Annotated in this window: 17 protein-coding genes; 10 read left to right on the top strand and 7 right to left on the bottom strand. The window is 73.0% G+C overall.

All coding sequences use genetic code 11. The annotated features are described in order from the left end of the window. Positions 1-175 precede the first annotated feature (175 nt). The 5 genes from OO47_RS01270 to OO47_RS01250 are packed head-to-tail and all read left to right on the top strand — an operon-like array spanning position 176 to position 4,871. On the top strand, positions 176-1,351 hold the full coding sequence (locus tag OO47_RS01270; protein WP_234323045.1) for a serine/threonine protein phosphatase: 1,176 nt from the start codon (positions 176-178) through the stop codon (positions 1,349-1,351). Continuing rightward, positions 1,348-2,520: a protein kinase domain-containing protein gene (locus tag OO47_RS01265; protein ID WP_030211717.1), complete on the top strand. Its 1,173-nt coding sequence runs from the start codon at positions 1,348-1,350 to the stop codon at positions 2,518-2,520. The genes OO47_RS01270 and OO47_RS01265 overlap by 4 nt, the downstream gene beginning before the upstream one ends. 46 nt (positions 2,521-2,566) lie before the next feature. After that, positions 2,567-3,277 (top strand): vWA domain-containing protein, encoded by a 711-nt coding sequence (locus OO47_RS01260; protein ID WP_030211715.1) that lies wholly within the window; start codon positions 2,567-2,569, stop codon positions 3,275-3,277. Continuing rightward, a complete protein-coding gene (locus tag OO47_RS01255; protein ID WP_030211713.1) occupies positions 3,274-3,804 on the top strand; it encodes a hypothetical protein in 531 nt (176 codons plus the stop codon). Before OO47_RS01260 ends, OO47_RS01255 begins: the two co-directional genes overlap by 4 nt. 14 nt (positions 3,805-3,818) lie before the next feature. Next, entirely contained in the window at positions 3,819-4,871 is a 1,053-nt protein-coding gene (locus tag OO47_RS01250; RefSeq protein ID WP_030211711.1) for a hypothetical protein, read from the top strand. 50 nt (positions 4,872-4,921) lie between these two features. On the opposite strand, the gene OO47_RS33820 is transcribed toward OO47_RS01250, so the two are convergent. Both OO47_RS33820 and OO47_RS38360 read right to left on the bottom strand, forming a co-directional pair. Then, positions 4,922-7,714: a S8 family serine peptidase gene (locus OO47_RS33820; RefSeq protein WP_051715806.1), complete on the bottom strand. Its 2,793-nt coding sequence runs from the start codon at positions 7,712-7,714 to the stop codon at positions 4,922-4,924. 240 nt (positions 7,715-7,954) lie between these two features. Next, positions 7,955-9,619: a phospholipase A2 gene (locus OO47_RS38360; protein ID WP_033207565.1), complete on the bottom strand. Its 1,665-nt coding sequence runs from the start codon at positions 9,617-9,619 to the stop codon at positions 7,955-7,957. A gap of 217 nt (positions 9,620-9,836) precedes the next feature. Between OO47_RS38360 and OO47_RS37555 the strand changes: the two genes are divergently transcribed. Further along, the gene (locus OO47_RS37555; protein ID WP_063831866.1) at positions 9,837-10,397 is read left to right on the top strand and encodes a hypothetical protein; all 561 of its coding nucleotides are present in this window, start codon (positions 9,837-9,839) and stop codon (positions 10,395-10,397) included. Between the two features lie 311 nt (positions 10,398-10,708). Here OO47_RS37555 and msrB read toward each other — a convergent pair whose 3' ends face one another. The 4 genes from msrB to OO47_RS01215 form a co-directional block, all read right to left on the bottom strand. Then, positions 10,709-11,116, bottom strand: a complete 408-nt coding sequence (gene msrB, locus OO47_RS01230) for a peptide-methionine (R)-S-oxide reductase MsrB (RefSeq protein WP_030211703.1) — start codon at positions 11,114-11,116, stop codon at positions 10,709-10,711. Between the two features lie 39 nt (positions 11,117-11,155). Continuing rightward, a complete protein-coding gene (gene murC, locus OO47_RS01225) occupies positions 11,156-12,547 on the bottom strand; it encodes a UDP-N-acetylmuramate--L-alanine ligase (RefSeq protein WP_030211701.1) in 1,392 nt (463 codons plus the stop codon). 160 nt (positions 12,548-12,707) lie between these two features. Continuing rightward, on the bottom strand, positions 12,708-13,178 hold the full coding sequence (locus OO47_RS01220) for a hypothetical protein (RefSeq protein ID WP_033207563.1): 471 nt from the start codon (positions 13,176-13,178) through the stop codon (positions 12,708-12,710). 105 nt (positions 13,179-13,283) lie between these two features. Further along, on the bottom strand, positions 13,284-14,087 hold the full coding sequence (locus tag OO47_RS01215; RefSeq protein WP_030211697.1) for a pyrimidine reductase family protein: 804 nt from the start codon (positions 14,085-14,087) through the stop codon (positions 13,284-13,286). 36 nt (positions 14,088-14,123) lie between these two features. Here OO47_RS01215 and zapE point away from each other — a divergent pair, with 36 nt between their 5' ends. From zapE to OO47_RS01195, 4 genes are all read left to right on the top strand, one after another. Beyond that, positions 14,124-15,209 (top strand): cell division protein ZapE, encoded by a 1,086-nt coding sequence (gene zapE, locus OO47_RS01210; protein ID WP_030211695.1) that lies wholly within the window; start codon positions 14,124-14,126, stop codon positions 15,207-15,209. Positions 15,210-15,247: 38 nt separating this feature from the next. After that, the gene (locus OO47_RS01205; RefSeq protein WP_030211693.1) at positions 15,248-15,673 is read left to right on the top strand and encodes an OsmC family protein; all 426 of its coding nucleotides are present in this window, start codon (positions 15,248-15,250) and stop codon (positions 15,671-15,673) included. A 197-nt stretch (positions 15,674-15,870) separates the two neighbouring features. Next, positions 15,871-17,271: an alkaline phosphatase PhoX gene (locus tag OO47_RS01200; RefSeq protein ID WP_030211691.1), complete on the top strand. Its 1,401-nt coding sequence runs from the start codon at positions 15,871-15,873 to the stop codon at positions 17,269-17,271. 80 nt (positions 17,272-17,351) lie between these two features. Next, positions 17,352-18,236, top strand: coding sequence for a PPK2 family polyphosphate kinase (locus OO47_RS01195; protein ID WP_030211689.1), 885 nt, complete (start codon positions 17,352-17,354; stop codon positions 18,234-18,236). Here OO47_RS01195 and OO47_RS01190 read toward each other — a convergent pair. After that, a complete protein-coding gene (locus OO47_RS01190) occupies positions 18,222-19,394 on the bottom strand; it encodes a hypothetical protein (protein WP_030211687.1) in 1,173 nt (390 codons plus the stop codon). The two genes, OO47_RS01195 and OO47_RS01190, sit on opposite strands and share 15 nt — an antisense overlap. Positions 19,395-19,534 lie beyond the last annotated feature (140 nt).

The following is a 19,534-nucleotide window of genomic DNA, read 5'->3' as shown; positions in this document are numbered from 1 at the left end:
GGCGGGGCGGAGTGCCGTGCCCTGTGTTCCTGGTCCGTCATCGGCGCTCCCTGTCGGATCCGGGTCGGGGGGCGTCCCGCTTGACGGTGCCCCGCACCCCCCGGGGCCGCCCCCGCCTCTCCTCCCGCCCCCGGGGGCCGGGCCCGGGGCAGGGCCGGACATCGGGCCGGGGCCCATGGCTGCGAAGCGGTCGAACGAACCGAAGGAGCCGCAGGAGTCGCAGGAACCGCAGGAGCCGAAGCGGCCTGGAAAAGCCGAGGAGCCGGCGGGCCGGGTGCCGCCGCGCCAGGCGGTCTGGACGCCGGACCAGAAGTACAAGAGCCTCCAAACGCTCTCGGTGTGGACCGAGCAGGTGTCCGGCCTCGGTGAGGACGCCGAACCGTTCGTCGTCCACCACCTGGAGACCCAACAGGGCATGATCGCCGTGTTCGACGGCTCGGGCGGCGCGGGCGCCACCCCCACCTGGCAGGGTCCCGACGGCGCCTGGCACACCGGGGCCTGGGTCGGGTCCCGGGTCGCGCGCCTGGCCGTCGACTGCTGGTTCCGCGAGGTGGCGCTGGGGAACGAGGAGGCCGTTCCGGAGAGCCTGCATCTGTACCTGCGCTGGTTCCTGTCCAAGGCCCCCCAGCGGCACAGCAAGATCGGCGGCACCATGCGCCGCCGGCTGCCCACCACCCTCGCGGCCGTGCACTACCGCTTCCACGCGGACTACTCCAGGGTGGAGCTGCGTCCGCTGTGGGCCGGCGACTCCCGGGCGTACGTGCTCTCCCCCACGAGCGGGCTGCACGTCCTCACCCGGGACCACACCCGGGAGAGCGACGCCCTCGAACTGCTGCGCACCGACCCGCCGATGACCAACGTGGTGTGCGCGGACCGCGAGTTCACGATCGACACGCAGCACCTCGCCTCGTTCGCCCTGCCCTGCGTCCTGGTGGCGGCCACGGACGGCTACTTCGGCTACGTGCACACCCCCGCGGACTTCGAGCACCTGCTCCTGAGCACCCTGCGCGAGGCCCACAACGAGTACGAGTGGGCGGACCTGCTGCGCCGCGAGGTGCAGGCGTACACCGGGGACGACGCCTCGCTCGCCCTGCTGGCCCTGGGCCACAAGGACTTCGCGCACCTGCGGAGCTCCTACGAGCGGCGCTTCGCCGACCTCACCGAGCGGTACGTGCGGGGGCGTCCGGGCGTCCTCGACCGCGCCCCCCGCGCCGGGAGCGAGGGGCCGCGGAGCCAGGAGGGCGAGCGCGAGGACCACGCCCGCGTCCGCGCCTGGCAGGACCAGAGCTGGCGGACCTACCGCGCCGGATACGAGACCTACCTGCCGTCCGCGGCCGAGGAGCACCGATGAAGAAGGGCGACACGATCGCGGGCTACCGCATCGTCACCGATCCCACCAACGCCAACGGCGGCAAGTGCATCTGGGCCTTCGCGGAGAAGGACGGGGGGCAGTACTTCATCAAGCAGTTCCTCGAACCCAAGCGCCCGCGCGACGACGCCGCCGACTCGAAGAGTGTGCGGATCCGCCGCGAGGTCGCCCAGGAGTTCGAGCAGCGGCACCGCAGGATCATGAAGCGGCTGCGCCCGGACACGCTCGGCGGCGGCAACCTGGTCCTCGCCACCGACTTCTTCCACGAGGGCAGCACCTACTACAAGGTCACCGAGCGGATCGACACCTCCAGCCTGGAGCGGCCGCAGAGCCTCGAACCGCGCCAGAAGACGGTGCTGCTCAAGACCCTCGGATCGAGCCTCAAGCAGCTCCACGACAGCGGCACCGTGCACGGGGACCTCAAGCCGCTGAACGTGCTGGTCCAGAAGCGCGAGGGCGCCGCCTTCCACTCGGCGAAGCTGATCGACTTCGACGACTCCTACGACTCCGGGAACCCGCCGAACCCCGAGGACATCTCGGGTGACTCCGTGTACGGCGCCCCGGAGTGGCGGCGCTACCTCCGGGGCGACGGGACGGCCGGCCCCGAGGACCTCACCTGCGCCGTCGACGTCTTCGCGCTCGGGCTCATGACCCATCTGTACGTGACGGGGGGACTCCCCTCGTACGACGCGAGGTTCGGGTCTCCGGCGGACGCCGTGAACGCCGGGGAGGAACTGCGGCTCGATCCGCGCCTCTCCGACGAACTGCTCGACCTGGTACGCCGGATGACCTCCGCCGACCCCCGGGCGCGGCCGGACGCCGCCGCCTTCCTCGCGGCGCTCTCCGACCCCGGGGTGTGCGTCCTCCAGCACCGCAGGCCCGGCACGACGGCTCCGGGTGCGAAGACGGCCGCCCCCGCCCCCGCCGCCCCTTCGGCGAAGCCCGAGGAGCGTCGTACGAGCCGCGTCCGGTCCACGTTCGGGCGCCGCGAGGAGACCGACGCGCGCCCGGCCGTCCCCGCGCCCGCGCCTCCGCCGACGGAGACCCCGGCGGCTCCGGCCGCCGGGGAACCGGCGCCCGCTCCGGCACCGGGCGCCTCCCGCGTCCGCATCAACCTCGGCGGTCGCCGCGGCGACCGCCGCACCCCCTGACGCCGCACCCCCTGCCGCCGCATCCCCCCGACAAGGAGAGACACCCATGACCGACGCCCGCGGGCAGTACCAGGGCAACCTGCAGTACGCCGTCGACATCGCCCTGTGCATCGACGCCACCGGCAGCATGCACCCCGTCCTCGACACGGTGAAGTCGAGCGCCCTCCAGTTCCACCAGCGGCTCGACGACGTGATGGCCAAGAAGGGCAAGTCCATCAGCCAGCTGCGGCTGAAGGTCATCGCCTTCCGCGACTTCGGCGACGACCCCTCGGACGCCATCGAGGAGACCGACTTCCTCCACCTCCCCGCCCAGGCCAAGGAGTTCGAGCGGTTCGTCAGCGGGATCGACGCGGGCGGCGGCGGCGACATCCCGGAGTCCGGCCTGGAGGCGCTGGCGCTCGCGATCAACTCCCCCTGGGAGACCGGGCTCGACCGCAGGCGCCACGTCATCGTGATGTTCACGGACGCCCCCGCGCACGCCCTCGGGACGGTCGGCGCGGACGCGTCCACGTACCCGAAGCACATCCCCCGCAGCATGGACGACCTCTTCGAGCAGTGGGGCTACGCCCGCAGCCAGACCTCGGTCATGGAGCAGTCCGCCAAGCGGCTCGTGCTCTTCGCGCCGGAGGAGGCCCCCTGGTCCGACCCGATCGCCGAGGAGTGGGACCTCACCCTCCACTTCGCCTCCAAGGCGGGCGAGGGGCTGGAGGAGTTCGAGATGGACGAGATCATCGAGACGATCGCGAACAGCCTGTGAGTCTGGAGTGGGACGGCTTCCGCCTCTCCCTGGACCGTGAGGGGCTGGTCCTCGCCTGGTCGGGCGGGTACCTGCAGGCCGGGGTGACGAGGTGCCTCTCGGCCGTGGTCCTCCCGCCGGAGGGGACGGACGGGCGCCACCGGCTCGTCTTCCGGTTCCGGTTCCCCGGCGCCGCCGCGGGGGCGGAGTCCGTCGTGGTCCGCACCGACGTGCCTCCGGACGTGGTGGGCGCGGTCCAGCGGTTCGTGGACCTGCTCTGGAGGGAGTACTCGGTGCCGAACCGGGAGGAGGCGGAGCCCGGACGTGCGAGCGGGGAGGACCCGGACACGGAGCCTCCGGCGTCGGAACAGGAGCAGGAGCAGGAACCGGAGCCGGAGGAAGAGGAGGAGGCCGGGGCGGGCGCGGCGGGCGAGGCCGAACTGGAGCGGGTCCCCGACGCACCCGGCTGGATCGTCAGCCCCGCCGGGCCGAGGTCGGAAGAGCTCTTCCGGGACGTGATGGCACGCCCGGCGCACAGCGACCGCTAGGAGGGACGACAGGGGTGGCGGACTCGGCCAACTGGAAGTGCGCGGACTGCGACAGCAACAACGGACCGGAGGATGCGGTCTGCGTCATCTGCGGGTCGGACCGGCGGGCTCCGATGCCGCGGCCCGCCGCCCCGTCGCGCCCCGCGGCCGAGCGCCCGTCACCCGCGCGGCCGGCCGGCGACTGGCGGTGCGGCACGTGCCGGGCCACCAACAGCGCGCGGAACCTCAGCTGCGTCGGCTGCGGCAAGAGCTGGAGGACGAGCAGCGGCCCCGCCCCGAAGAAGACGACGACCGCGAAGAAGGCGGCGGACGGGAAGAAGGCGGCGCCCGGGGCCGCCGCCCCGAAGAAGACGACCGCCTCGAAGGCCACGCCACCGAAGCCGGCGTCGTCCGGGACGGCGTCGAGGCCGCGCCCGGCGAAGAAGGCGGCCCCCCGGAGGACGACCCCGCCGCGGCCGACGGGCGTCTTCTACCCGCCGACGGGCGGCACCGGCTACACCCCGGCGCCGCCGCGCGCGGAGGCCCCGCCCCCGTACGCGCCTCCCGTCCGCACCCCGCCGCCCCGGGCTCCGCACCGGGGGCCGTCCGGGGCGCCGTACCGGGCTCCGGCGAAGAAGTCGCACGGCTGTCTGTACAGCTGCCTCGGCGTGGTGGGCGGGCTCGTCCTGCTGGGCGTCGTGCAGAGCCTCGTCGTCGGAGCCCTCGACTCCGGCGGTCCGGACGAAGGGAAGCCGACGGCGCGGCCGACCGCGACCGGCACCGCGTGCCCGTCCCGGATCGCGTCCGCGCTGCCGAGCGGCGAGGGGGCCGCGCTGGTCGCCGCGTTCCGCACGGACGAGCACCGGATCACCCTGTGCCGCACGACGGGCGGGAAGCTGTACTACTACGGCGAGTTCAGGGACGGGCGCGAGGAGGGCATCGCCATGCCGGCGAAGAAGACGAGCACCGGGTACGAGGCGAACAACCGCCCGTACCGCTACGTCATCCGCGACGGCACCGTCAGCATCTACAAGTCGGGCTCCCGGATCGGCCGGGAGCGGCTCACCCCGGAGCCCTCTCCGAGCTGAGCCGCTTCCCGGGTGGTGCGCACCCGGACCGGGTGCGCACCCCGGAGTGCCTAACGCGCGGCGTACCCGAAGGCCACGCCGTTGGCGGGCAGGCCGCCCGAGCCCGGCTTGTACGTGGTCACGGGAGCGACCGTACCGCCCTGGGTCACGTTGGACATCGGCAGCGCGTAGAGCGCGCCGGCGGCGTTCGGCCCGAACGGCATCCCCACGTACAGCCTGGTCGCGGTGAAGTGGATGTTCTTGCCGAGTTCCTGGTTGGCGCCGGGCGTCCCGGGGATGCCGTCGCCGTCGCCCGCCTCGATCCAGCGGTCGTTCGCCCCGGCCGAGCCGGCCATGGAGAACGTGTGGACCGCGCCGGCCCTGGTCGCGGTGCCGAGGGCCTCGCCGGGCGCGCCGACCGCGAGGCGCATGGAGGCGACGGTGCTCACCGCGTTCGGGGCGGTGTTGACGGCGGTCAGCGTCTCGCCCATGCGGTCACCGGTCTCGGAGGTGCCGGACACCTCGTCGTCCGCGGTGCCCTGCTTGAGCTCGCGCAGATAGCTCCAGGTGCCGTCGGGCTTGATCCGGACCTGCACCACGCGGCCCGCGTTGAGCCGGTCCTCGGTGCCCACGACCACGCTCTCGCCGGGCGAACCGATCGCGAGGATCGACTCGGTGGGGGCGGGGGCGCCCGTGGCGCGGAACGGGGCGATGGCCACCGCGTAGCCGAACTGGTCGCCCGCCTCGGTGCCGCCGGAGATGGCCGCGTTGTCCTGGTCGAGCCAGGACAGGGTGGCCGGCCGGCCGTCGGTCTCGTACGCGTTGGCGTCGAAGATGACGACGCCGCCCGACTTCGCCTTGGTGCCGATGGACTCGTTGGGGGAGCCGATGGCGATGTAGTTGGAGTCAGCGGCCAGCGAGAAGCCGAAGTTGTCGTCCTTCTCGGGGTCGCCGGGGACGCCGGGCTTGTCCTGGTTGATCGTCAGGGTCGTGCCGCCGTGCACGTAGAAGACGGAACCCGCCTGGGTGAGCGTGCCGAGGGCCTCGCCGGGCAGGCCGATCAGCAGGTACGGGCGGCCGGCGTCGTTGACCGCGGCCGCGAGCGACTGGCCCATGCGGTCGCCCGTCTCGGAGGCCGAGGCGGCGATCGCCCCGGTGCCCGACCCCTGCTCGAAGTGCGTGACCTTGGTGGCGCCCGTGCCCAGTCCGCCGGCGGCGCCGTACAGGATGTCGACCATGCCGGCGTTGGTGGCGGTGCCGAGGTCCTCGCTCGGGGTGCCGACGACCAGGTCGGTGAAGCCGTCCTTGTTGTAGTCGACGGTGGCGAGGGTCTCGCCGAAGTAGTCGTCCGCCTCGGAGCCGCCCGGCACCCAGTCCAGGTCCTGGCTGATCTCGACGGTGCCCTTGCCGCCGCCGTACACGACGCGGATCAGGCCGGCCCGGGCGGCCGTGCCGACGGTGGCCTGGGTGTCGGAGATCGCGATGTCCTCGACGCCGTCGCCGTTGAAGTCGGTCATGCCGCTGGGCCGGGGCGGGTTGCCGCCGCCGCCCAGCGCCGCGCCGAGGTCGATGCGGGAGGTGGTGGCGCCCGTGTAGACGATGCTCCGGCCGCTGTTCTTCAGCAGGGCCGTGAGGTCCGCGACGCTCTTGGTCGGGTAGGCCTGCTTGAGCACGGCGAAGGCGCCCGCCACGTGCGGGGCGGCCATGGAGGTGCCGTTCTTCGAGGCGTAGTTGCCGCCGGGCACCGAGGAGACGATGCTCGTGCCGGGGGCGAACAGGTCGAGCAGCCGGCCCCGGTTGGTGAAGGCGGACAGCTCGTCGTCGTCGGTGGTGGAGCCGACCGTGACGGCGGAGGAGATGCAGCCGGGGACGCTGACCGCGTCGGTGTAGCCGTTGTTGCCGGCCGCGACCACGGTGGCGACGCCGGCGCCGAGCAGCTTGTCGATCGCCGCCTTGCGCGGGTCGCCGTCGCAGGCGGCGGTGTAGTGGCCGCCGCCGAGGCTGAGGTTCGCCGCGACGAGCGGCGTCCCGGCCTGCTTGAGCTGCAGCACCTTCTCCAGGGCGGCGAGCTGGGCGCTGGGGAAGCTGGCGACGCACGGCGCCTCGCCGGCGCAGGCGTCGACGGTGTCGAACCGGGAGAAGACCTGGAGGGCGACGATGTCGGCGCCGGGGGCGACCCCGGTCTTCGGGGCGCCGGTGGCGCCCGTGCCCTTGCCCGCGGCGATGCCGGCCACGTGGGTCCCGTGGTCGCAGGCGTTCAGGGTCGCGCAGGGGCCGGAGTCGGCGTCGGCGGAGCCGGGGCCCTCCTGCCGCTCGGTGCCGTCGGGGCAGAGGCTGGTGGCGCCCAGGTCGGGGTCGATCGGGGAGAAGCAGGCCTCGGCCTTGACCCGGCCCTTCAGGAACGGGTGCTGGGTGGCGACGCCGGTGTCCAGGACGGCGACGGCGGTGCCCGTGCCGGTCTTGCCGGCCTTGGCGGCCGCGTCGCCGCCGATGAGCGGGACGCTCTGGTCCAGGGTCGGCGGCTCCGGCCTGTCCTCGGTGACGCTCACCACGCCCGGCTGGGCGGCGAGCCGGTCCAGGCCCGCCCGGTCCACCCTGAGGGTGACCACCGGCAGGGTCTCGAACTTCTGCTTCGTCTCGCCCGCGGTGGCGGCCTCGGGGAGGTCCGTGCGGCTCTCGGTGAGGACGTTGACGCGGACGGTGTCGCCGTCGGCGGTCCGCTCGTACAGCGGCGGGTCGACGGTCTCGGCCGTGACCGCCGGCGTGTCGGGGGTGTTCGTCGGGGCGGCGGCCAGGGCCGGCGCCGCGCCGAGGGTCGTGGTGATCGCGAGGGCGACGACCGCGGCCCGGATCGTTCTCTTCATGGTGCCTCGGGAAGCAGGGGGCCCGGTGGGCCGCCCGGAGGGGCGGGCGCGGCCGGGTCCGTGGGGACGGGGGACGAAGGGGCGGGGTGCGGAGGGGCCGGGCGGCGGTGCTGTGCCGCCCGGCCCTTCTCGACCGGGGGACGCGGTCCGTCAGGGGTCCGTGTCGGGGGACGTCAGAGGTCCGTGCCGGAGGACTTCAGGGGTCCGTGCCCGGGGGACGTCAGGGGTCCGTGCCCGGCGTCAGGTCGCCTTCGCGCCGTTCTTCGCCCGGCCGAAGACCGTCACCGCCCCGAAGTACGTGTTGGCGAGGGAGCGGCAGGTGCTCTTGAAGAAGTAGGCGGAGCAGGTCTTGCTGTAGAGCGTGCTGTAGAAGACGGCGTCCACGGACAGGCCCTTGTTGCGCGACAGGTAGTACCTGTAGCCCTTGTACGAGTTGCCGATCAGGCCGTACCCGTAGTCGTGCATGTCGCAGGCGGGGATGAAGTTGTAGCCGAGCGGCTTGTCGGGCGCCGTGGTGCAGTGGTCGTGGTTGATGCCGCGCACCCAGTAACCCGTGGGGGTCTTCTTCCACTGGGGCGAGCGCCAGCCGTAGTGCGCCACCTTGGAGGTGCAGCCGGACTTCCAGTAGTACAGCCAGTGCCGCACCCAGCTGCACTTCGCCGGGTAGGACGTCGGGTCGGTGATCTCACCGCCGGGGAAGTCCGAGGCGGGCGGCGGGGTGGTGGTGCCCGTGCCGTCGCCCGGGGCGTCGCCCTCGACCGGCGTGCCGGGGGTCGGGACGGCCTCGCCGTCGAGGACGGCGGTCGGGGCCGCGGAAGCGGCCGGGAAGGTCAGGTCCCAGCTGCCGTTGGTCGGCGAGGCGATGTCGGCGAGGCGCTGGGAGGCGTCGTAGCCGTAGGTGGCCCGCGGCTCGGCGGCCTCGCTCGGGTCGGTGACCGTGCGCAGCAGGCCGGAGGAGTCGTAGGCGTACCGGGCGAGGGTCTGCGTGGTGGCCCCCTCGGTGACGGTGATCTGCTTGACGCGGCCCGTGTAGTCGCCGAAGGAGCCGCCGGCGGCCGTGGTCGCGGTCGCGTAGGCGACCGAGGTGGACGTGGCGGGCCGCTCGCCGGCGGCGGGGGTCGTGATCTTGGAGATGCGGCCCTTGGAGTCGTACTGGACCGTGGTGGCGTAGACGTTGTTGCCGACGCTGGTGACGCGCCACTTGTCGGTGCCGGTGGCGGCCTGCTGCCACTTGTAGGTGGGCTTGAGGTCCGCGGCCGGGATCGGGTTGCCGGCGGCGTCGGTGAAGGCGTCGTCGCCCGCGGCGACGGCGGTGAGGTCCACGCCGAGCACCTCGACGACGGACGTCACCAGGGTGCCGGTGGCGTCGTTCCACCGGGAGGTCGCCGTGACCTGGGAGCCGTCGGCGGTCGCGTACTTCTTGAGGCTGCCGCCGTCCGGGTAGTCGATGCTCGACTTGAGGGCGTACGTGATCTTCTCGTCGACGCCGAGGTCGGTGACGACGATCTTGTCGCCCTGCTGCTCCAGCTTCCGGTTGAGCTGGCCGCCGACGAACTCGGCCTCCCAGCTGGGGCCGAAGACGCCCATCTCGGGGCGGGTGGCGGGCGCGGACTCGGGCCTGGCGAGGCCGCCGTCGGGCTGCGCGGCGACGGTGTGCCGGCGCCCGATGAGGGCGGTGTCCACGTCGTGCTCGGCGACCTCGAAGGTCTTGTCCGCGGTCGAGTACTGACCGGGGCCGATCGTGGACAGCGTGCCCTCGGCCAGCGGCTGGTCCGGGACCTCCGCCGCGGCCTGCGGCTGGGCGGCGGCCTGCGGCTGGGCGGCGGGTGCGAGCGCCACGGACTGCTGCGGCAGGAGCAGCGCCATGGACAGCGCGGCGATGGCAGGAAGCGCAATTCTGCGCACGAGTTCCCCCCTCGTGTCGTTCCTGATGGGTGATCGTTGGTGATCGCTGCGGACATTAGGCAGCCGTCGATCACCTGCACAAGGTGCTTCCGCCGCGGCCGGCCGGGCTCGTCCGCTTGCACCAGTGAAGTGCCCCCGGCGGTCGCCGCCGCGCGTGCGGAGCCGATTGAGTACGCGTACTCATGTGCGCACTGAGCACCCGTCACAGACTGTCGGCATGACGGAAACCCCTTCTCCGAAGCCCCTGTTCACCCGCCCGGGGAGCGCTCTCGCGGCAGCTGCGCTCGCCTCGCTGGCGCTCGTGGCCTGCGGGTCCCCCCAGGGCGGTGCGGCAAGCGTGCAGGCCGGACCTTCCGCCGCTCCGACCGCCACGGCGTTCACCGCGATGCTCGATCGGGTGGCGCGGTCGTGCCCCGCGCCGGGCCCCGTGGAGAAGCCCCCGGGCGACGCGGCCGCACCCGCTCCCACCTCGGGCCCCGAGGTGGAGCTGAACGCCCGCGACTGGTGTGCGAGCGCCCTGCACGAGGAGCGCATCAGCCGGGCGGTCTGGGAGCTGGCGGACCCCACTCCGGAGAAGGTCAGGAAGGTGCTGAACGACCTCGGCTACGTCGACGAGCGCATCCACGGGCTCCGGCGGTCGGGCACGGCCACGACGTTCGCCCTCGACCTGCGCGACAAGGGCGGCCGGCTCTGCCTCGACGGCTCGGTGGACGGTGAGAGGACCCTCGTCACGGCGTGCGTCGCACCCCAGAGCGGACCGTTCGCAGTTGCGAAATAATTGCCTGAAAAATTTACGAGAAGTCGCCCGCTCGATCCACACGGATCCTCAGCAGGAACCCCTAGTTAGTGACCTATCGATAGACAAAAACGGACTAAACAACCATTGGGTACTTCACATTTAGAGGATTCACATAGCGCTCGCCTGTTGCGACTCATCGACCAGGCGATCGTTCCCGACGCTTGCACATGTGATCCGCGCGCACGTGTGATCCGCGCGCACGTGTGCCGGGGGCGTTCCGAAACGGCGGAGGGGCGGGGCGGGACGGTCGAAACCGTCCTGCCCCGCCCCTCGGTCCCGGGACGTCGCCGTCAGCCCTCCGTCGGCTCCAGGCGCAGCGAGATCGAGTTGATGCAGTACCGCTGGTCCGTCGGGGTCGGGTAGCCCTCGCCCTCGAAGACGTGGCCCAGGTGCGATCCGCAGCGCGAGCAGCGGACCTCGGTGCGGACCATGCCGTGGGAGCGGTCCTCGACCAGCTCGACCGCGTCGGAGTCCTTCGGGTCGTAGAAGGACGGCCAGCCGCAGTGCGAGGAGAACTTCTGGTTCGAGGTGAACAGCTCCGCGCCGCATGCCCGGCAGGAGTAGACGCCCCGGGTGGTGGTGTCGGTGTACTCGCCGCGGAAGGCGGGCTCGGTGCCCGCCCGGCGCAGCACCTGGTACTCCGCCGGGGTCAGCTCCGCACGCCACTGCTCGTCCGGCTTCTCGACGTCGTACGCCATGGGCTCGCTCCCTCTGCTCCGCGCCGCTTCCGCTTCGCGCTACTTCGACAGGTGGTCCAGGATGCGCGGGCCGAGGTCCGTGACGTCGCCCGCCCCCATGGTGAGAACGAGATCGCCGGGGCCCGCCATTCCCTCGACGATCTCGGGCACGGCGCCCTTGTTGTGGACGGGCGTCACGTCGGCGCCGGCCTTCCGGGCGGCCTCGACGATCAGCTCGCTGGTGACGCCCGGGATCGGGTCCTCGCGGGCCGGGTAGATGTCGAGGACGACGGAGGCGTCCGCGAGGGCCAGCGCCTCGCCCATCTCCTCGCCCAGCTCCTGGGTGCGGGAGAACAGGTGCGGCTGGAAGACGACGAGCAGCCGGGCGTCCCCGGCGGCGCCCCGCATGGCCTCCAGGTCGGCGGTCATCTCGGTGGGGTGGTGCGCGTACGAGTCGATGACCTGCACGCCCTTCGCCTCGCCCTTGAGCTGGAGGCGGCGGCCGACGCCGGTGTAGGCGGTGAGGGCCCGGGCCAGCTCGGCCGGGTCGATGCCGACGCGGGCGCCGGCGGCGAGGGCGGCGGCCGCGTTGTGGGCGTAGTGGCGGCCGGGGACCGAGACGGTGAAGGTGTGCTCGGCGCCGTCGAGGGCGACGGTCACCTCGCTCCTCATGCCGTTCGGGACGATCTTCAGGATGCGGGCGTCGGAGTCCTCGGACTCGCCGACCGTGACGACCTCCAGGCCCTCGCGGTCCGCGACCCGGCGGGCCAGCTCGCGCGCGCCGGCGTGCTCGCCCACGACGAGGGTGCCACCGGGGCGGATCTTGGCGGTGAAGGCCTCGAAGGACTCGTAGATCTCGTCCATGGAGGCGTAGTTCGCGTGGTGGTCCAGCTCGACGTTGAGGACGATCGCGACCTCGGGGTCGTACTTCTGGAAGCTGCGGTCGCTCTCGTCGGCCTCGGCGACGAAGACCTCGCCGTCGCCGTGCCGCGCGTTGGTGCCGGGGCCCGCCAGGTCGCCGCCGATGGCGTACGAGGGGTCCAGGCCGAGGTGACCGAGGGCGACGGCCAGCATCGAGGTGGTCGTCGTCTTGCCGTGCGTACCGGCGACCGCGATCGCGCGCAGGCCGTCCATGAGGGAGGCGAGCGCGTCGGAGCGGTGCACGACCGGGATGCCGAGCTCGGCGGCGCGGGCCAGCTCGGGGTTGTCGGCGCGGATGGCGCTGGAGACGACGACGGCGGAGGCGTCGTCGGCCAGGTGCTCGGCGGCGTGGCCGATGTGCACGGTGACGCCGAGGGCGCGCAGGGCCTCGGCGGTCGCGGACTCCTTGGCGTCGCTGCCGGCGACCTTGGCGCCGCGCTGGGCGAGGATCTTCGCGATGCCCGACATTCCGGCACCGCCGATGCCGATGAAGTGCGGCCGTTCCATGGCGGCGGGAATGGCGGGTGCCATGCGGATCTCTCCCCGGGTGTGTCTCGTGTCTGGGTATTGCGTACGCGCTGCACAACGCGTGGAATCCACCCTAGTGGTTCCCGTCGTACGCGCCCGGCGGGGCACGGCCCGGCCCGCGCCCCCTGCACGGAGCGCGGGCCCGGCCGCCGTCACCGCCCGGTCACACGCTGTGCGCGAAGAGCTTCAGGACGGGGACGCCGACCTTGTGGCGGGCCCGGGAGGCCCAGTCCCGGTGGAAGAACTCCTCCACGTAGTGCGGTGCGGTCAGGACGATGACCTCGTCCGCGCCCGCCTCCTCCACGACCGCCTTCATCTTGTCGAGCGGGTGGTCCTCGACCACCTGGCCGACCGCCTCGCAGCCGGCGTCCCTCAGGGCCCGGAGCGAGTGCTCCAGTGCCTGTTCGGCAGGCGGCCGGGCCTCCCTGCCCTCCGGCTCCTCGCCCTCGCGGGCCGCTTCCTTCAGTTCGCCCATGGCGACGTCGTCGATGGCACGCAGCAGTACATCGGCCTGGTCACCGCGCGGCTGCATCAGGACGATGAAGGACACGCCCTCGTCGCCGTGCAGCGTGGTGACGAATTCCACGTCGACGGACGTCAGGGGCTTCTCGATCATCAGAACGCTTGTGAACACCTCAGGAGCCCTTCTGCGGAAACCATCCTTCCCCGTGTTCGCACGGGGTCTGCGACAGTAAGTGTGCCCAGCGGACGGTAAGCGGAACTGCTAATTCCGCTTTTCTCAGGACCGAAGGTAGCGGGTGAAGAGGAAGCCGTCCCGCTCCAGGACGGAAGCCACCCTGAAGCGTGTCGGGACGGCCACCGGGGGGCCTCCGGCGATCCGCTGGGCGTCGCCCGCCGTCATGGTCGGCGAGATCGTCAGGCACAGCTCGTCCAGGACCCCCGCCGCCACGAACTGGCCGAGCAGCCGGGGGCCGCCCTCGGTCAACTGGCGCCGCAGGCCGCGCCCGGTCAGGGCCGCGAGCGCGAGGACGGGGTCCACCCGGGTCCCGTCGCCCGCGAACAGCACCTCCGCCCCCGCCTCCCGGGCCGCCCGGACCCGCTCGGCGGGCGCCGCGCTCCCGGTCAGGACCAGGGTCGGCACCAGCGGCGCGGTGAAGAGCGGCAGCGAGAAGTCCAGGTCGAGGGAGCCGGTGACGACGGCGATCACGGGGGCCGGGCCCTGTCCGGCGGCGGCCCGGCGCTCCGCGAAGGCCTCCCGCGCCCGGGCGGGGCGGTACCCCTCCAGGCGTACGGTCTCCGCGCCCACCACGATCACGTCCGCGAGCCCGCGCAGGGTCCCGAAGATCCTCATGTCGGTCTCGGAGGAGAGCGGCTGGGAGCGCCCCCCGTGCTGGCCTGCGCCGTCGAGCGAGGAGACCATGTTGGCCCGCAGCCAGGGGCCGTCGCCCTCCGGATAGGCGTAGGCGTCGGCGAGCGCGTCGAGGGACCAGTCGCCGTCCCCGGCATCGGGGGCCGGTCCGGCGGGTGCGGTCGGCGCGGCCGGTCCGGCTGTCATGTCCGTCACAGGAAACAGGCGTCGCATCCAGGCAGTCTGACACGGCGCTTACAGTGGGGAACTGTGTCGACCCGTGCCCTCACCGAAGCCGCCCCCTCCTCCGCGGCCCCGCTCTCGCTCTGCTCCCGAGAGCCCCACGTCCCCGCCGAGCGCCTGGTGGCGGAGATGGCGCCGCCGCCGCGCTTCGACTCCGTGCGCTTCGACACGTACATCCCGGACCCGAACCAGCCCAGCCAGACGCAGGCCGTCGAGGTCCTGAGCGGCTTCGCCGAGGGCCTGGGCGGGGCGCACGCCTCCGGCGCCGGGAAGCGCCGCTGGTTCGCGCGGAAGCCCGCCGCCCCCACCGGGCCGCGCGGGGTCTACCTGGACGGCGGCTACGGCGTCGGCAAGACCCACCTGCTCGCCTCGCTCTGGCACGCGACCCCCGCCGACCCCGCCCTGAAGGCCTTCGGCACCTTCGTGGAGCTGACGAACCTGGTCGGCGCGCTCGGCTTCCAGCAGACCGTGAAGACCCTGAGCGGGCACCGGCTCCTGTGCATCGACGAGTTCGAGCTGGACGACCCGGGCGACACCGTCCTCGTCTCCAGCCTCCTCGGCAAGCTGGTCGAGTCGGGCGTGGCGCTCGCCGCCACCTCCAACACGCTGCCGGGCAAGCTCGGCGAGGGCCGCTTCGCCGCCGCCGACTTCCTGCGCGAGATCCAGGGCCTCTCCGCCCACTTCCGGCCGCTGCGGATCGACGGCGAGGACTACCGCCACCGCGGCCTGCCCGAGGCCCCCGCGCCGTACTCCGACCAGGTCGTCACCGAGACCGCGTACGCCACGCCGGGCGCCTCCCTGGACGACTTCCCGCACCTGCTCGAACACCTGGCCAGGGTGCACCCCAGCCGGTACGGCGCCCTGACCGACGACCTCACCGCCGTCTGCCTGACCGACGTGCGGCCCGTGCCCGACCAGTCGACCGCGCTGCGGCTGGTCGTCCTGGCCGACCGGCTCTACGACCGCGAGATACCGGTCCTCGCCTCCGGCCTCCCCTTCGACCGCCTGTTCAGCGAGGAGATGCTGAACGGCGGATACCGCAAGAAGTACTTCCGGGCGATCTCGCGGCTCACCGCGCTCGCCCGCGACGCGAAGGGACTCGTCGCGCAGTAGCTTGGGGGCCGTACCCGATCGATCGAAAGGGATCCACCATGGCCACCGTGCGTCACGCCCACACCGTCTGGGAGGGCGACCTCCTCCGGGGCTCCGGCGTCGTCTCCCTCGACTCCTCCGGCGTCGGACAGTTCGACGTCTCCTGGCCCTCCCGGTCGGAGGAGCCGAACGGCAGGACCAGCCCCGAGGAGCTGATCGCGGCCGCGCACTCGTCCTGCTTCTCGATGGCCCTCTCCCACGGCCTGGCCGGCGCGGGCACCCCGCCCGCCCGCCTGGAGACCAAGGCCGACGTCACCTTCCAGCCGGGCGAGGGCATCACCGGCATCCACCTGACCGTGCGCGGCGACGTCCCCGGCCTGGACGAGGACGGCTTCCGGGCGGCGGCGGAGGACGCGAAGAAGAACTGCCCGGTCAGCCAGGCGCTGTCGGGCACGACCATCACCCTCACCGCCGAGCTGGGCTGACTCCGCGCCTGACTCCAGGTCAGAAACCGCGCCACACCGGACGGTTGCGGCCCGCACGGTTCACGCGCCACCGGAGCGCGTGATACACACGTGCGGGTCGCACGTCACACAGGCGACACGTGACACGACGGAGCGTCACATCCCGTCCTCCCCCATGGCCTTCGGCATGGGGGTACCTCCAGGGGAGGCCGTTGCCCATGTCCGCAACACGACGTCAGATCCTGTCCCGCACCGGTGCGTCCGTCGCCGGGATCGCCTTCACCGGCGCCCTCTCCGAACTCTTCGCCGGGAGTGCCTGGGCGGCCCCCGGCGACCGTCCGCCCCGGAGCGGCTACGGCCCCCTGGTCCCCGACCCCGACGGCCTCCTCGACCTGCCGGCCGGCTTCCGCTACAAGGTCCTCTCCCGACAGGGCGACCCGCTCCGCTCCGGTGAAGGACCCGTCCCGAGCAACCACGACGGCATGGGCGCCTTCCCCGGCCACCGGGGCCGGGTGCACCTGGTCCGCAACCACGAGAACAAGGCCACCGGGAAGATCGGCGTCCCGACCGTTCCCGGCCTCACGTACGACCCGGCGGCCAAGGGCGGCTGTACGGCCCTGGAGCTCGACGGCCGGAACGGCGTCCTCGGCGAACGGGTCGCCGTCGCGGGCACGGCCGTCAACTGCGCGGGCGGGCCCACGCCCTGGAACACCTGGCTGACCTGCGAGGAGACCGAGGACAAGGCGGGCACGAACGGCTACACCAAGGACCACGGCTTCGTCTTCGAGGTCGACGGCGCCGACCCGCGCCGCACCGGGGCCGTCCCGCTCACCGCCATGGGCCGCTTCCAGCACGAGGCCGTCGCCGTCGACCCGCGCAGCGGCATCGTGTACGAGACGGAGGACGCCTTCGACCGCCCCTTCGGGCTCTTCTACCGCTTCCTCCCCCGCAAGCCGCTCGGCGGCACGGGCTCGCTGCGCGCGGGCGGCGCCCTGGAGGCGATGCGGGTGCCGGACGTCCCCGACCTCTCCGTGGTCCAGGAGACCGGCGCCCGCTTCGAGGGCGTCGAGTGGGTTCCCGTACCGGACCCGCTCGCGGCCGGAACGCCCATCAGGTTCCAGGACTTCGGCCCCAGGGGGATCACGCACGCGCAGAAGCTGGAGGGCTGCTACTGGGGCGGGCGGGCCGTCTACTTCGTGTCGTCGTTCGCGCGGACCGGGGACGGCTCGGGGGCGACCCACTTCGGCCAGGTGTGGAAGTACGAGCCGCACCGGCGCCGGCTCACCCTCGTCGTGGTCTTCGGCCCGAGCACCGACGTCCGGCTGCCGGGCGAGTCGCCCGACAACATCTGTCTGGCGCCGACCGGCGGCCTGATGGTCAGCGAGGACGGCGGGGGCGCGCAGCACGTCTTCGGGGTGAGCGAGCGGGGCGAGGTCTATCCGGTCGCGCGGAACGCGCAGGCGTTGACGTCGGCCGCTGCCGCGGCGGGCGGCACGTCCGAGGAGCCCGAGTGGGGCGAGTTCGCCGGGGTCACCTTCTCCCCGGACCGCAGCACGATGTACGTCAACTGTTACACGCCGGGGACGACCTTCGCGGTGACGGGCCCCTGGCACCGCTGACCCGTCCCCGGAGGTCGCGGACGGCCCGCTTGCGGCGGAGGATCGGGGGAAGGAGGGCGGGACTGCGGAAGGAGCGCGAGATGCCGAAGAAGAACGAGGGGAAGAAGCGGCGGGAGGAGCCTCGGGAGCCGGTCCTGCGGGACGTCCTGCGCGTCCCCGTGGGCGAGCCGGTCGACCTCACCTCGTACGACGCCCGGGGCATCCCGGCCGGCCCCGCCGACAAGGCGGCCGGGACGACCGCCACCGCCGCCCTGGGGCCGCGCCTCGCCGACCTCCAGGAGCGCCTGTACGCGTCGAGCACCGCCGGGGACCGGCGCAGGCTGCTCCTGGTCCTCCAGGGCATGGACACCAGCGGCAAGGGCGGCACGGTCAAGCACGTGATCGGCTTCCTCAGCCCGTCGGGCTGCCGGGTGCGCGCCTTCAAGGCCCCCACGACGGAGGAGAAGGAGCACCCCTTCCTCTGGCGGATCGAGAAGGCGCTGCCCCTGCCGGGCGAGATCGGCATCTTCGACCGCTCGCACTACGAGGACGTCCTCGTCCCGCGCGTCCACGCCCTGGTCTCCGGCTCCGAGATCAAGCGCCGCTACCGGCAGATCAACCACTTCGAGAAGGCCCTCGCGGACGACGGCGTGACGGTGGTCAAGGTCTTCCTCCACCTCTCGTACGAGGAGCAGCGCGCCCGTCTCCTCGCCCGCCTCGACGACCCCGACAAGCACTGGAAGTTCTCCACGGGCGACATCGAGGAACGGGCCCTGTGGCCGGACTACCGCAAGGCCTACGAACTGGCCCTGGAGCGCTGCGGGACGGACGCGGCACCGTGGTACGTGGTCCCGGCGGACCGCAAGTGGTACCGGAACTGGGCGATCAGCAAGCTGCTCCTGGAACACCTGGAGGCGCTGGACCCGAAGTACCCGCCGGGCGACTTCGACGTGGAGGAGAGCCGGAAGAGGCTACTGGCGTCGTGAGCGGCGCCGGTCGGTGAGGGCACGCCGCAGCCCGGCGGACATCCGGAGGCCGAGGAGGTCCAGGCGCTTCTGCTCCTCCATCGTCCGGAACAGGCGGTGGAGCAGGGCGTCGTCGTCGGCGTGGAGCAGTCGCGCGGCGAAGAGCGTCATGACCTCCGTGTCGTCCAGCCACGTCACCAGATCGAACAGGACGCCGATCCGCGCGCCGTCGAGCTCCCGGACCCGCCGGCCGAGCCGCGCGCCCCCGTCCCCGCCGTCGAACGGTTCCGACGTCTCGCCGACGGCGACGGCGAGGACGGCGGCCGCCACGTCGAACCTGCCCCGCTCGGCGAGCCGGAGCAGGACCTTCAGGCCCAGCGGGTCGCCCGTCCGCCCCCGGACGAGCAAGTCCGTCACGCGCGTCAACCGCGCGGGGTGGGCGGTGCCGGCCAGCGCGGCCGACACGAGGGAGGCGGCTTCCGTGTCGCTCCGCGTCCGGCTCAGCGCCATGGCCAGTACGCGGTCGCCCTCGGAGTCGGAGGGGGTCTCCTCGTCCCGGAGCCCCAGGTAGACGGCGGCCGCGTTGTGCTCGGTGATCCGCGCGGCGACCACGGCCCGCCACTCCAGCCGGAGCCCGGCCCCTCCCCGCCTCCTCACCTCGGGAGCGAAGGCGAGTACGTCCTCCAGGGGGCGCAGCCGCGCGACGTTCGTGGCGAACATCGCCGCCATCGTCCCGACGCCGTCGCTCCCCTCCAGCCACCGCAGCAGCTCCGCCACCTCGTCCAGCGGACGCGACCACGCCGCCTCGGTCAGCTCCCGCGCCACCTCCGCGAAGTCCTCGGCCTCCGTCATCGCGACGATCTGCCGCTGGAACCCGTCCAGGGGCAGTTTCCCCGGCCCGCCCGCCGGGCGCCGCCGCGCCAGCTCCTCCTCAAGGCGCGGCACCGTCCCCCGCAGTTCCTCCCCCCGCCGCTCGGCGTCCAGGCGCAGCCGTTCCGCGCCGGCCAGGTCCTCGCGGAGCCGGGCGACCTCGGAGCGCAGCTCCTCCTGGGTGCGGGCGAGGGCGGTGCGCTCGGCGCCCCAGTCCAGGCGGAGGCGGGTGAGGTCGTCGGCCACGGCGCGGACCTCGGACTCCTTGTGCTCCAGGAGCACGTGCAGGGCCTCGATGTTGCGGTTCACCCGCTCCGCGTCCCGCCGCGAGCGGGCCAGCTCGCCCCGTAGCGCCTCCAGCTCGTACTCCGCCGGGTTGCAGGCCCGCAGCGCCTCCAGGCGCCGGCTCCGGATCGCCTCCCTGGCCTCCGGCCGGAGGGGCGCGCCGA

Origin of the sequence: Streptomyces bikiniensis, from assembly GCF_000716625.1 — a bacterium.
Classification (GTDB): domain Bacteria; phylum Actinomycetota; class Actinomycetes; order Streptomycetales; family Streptomycetaceae; genus Streptomyces; species Streptomyces bikiniensis.
This window is presented reverse-complemented; position numbering and strand designations above follow the sequence as displayed.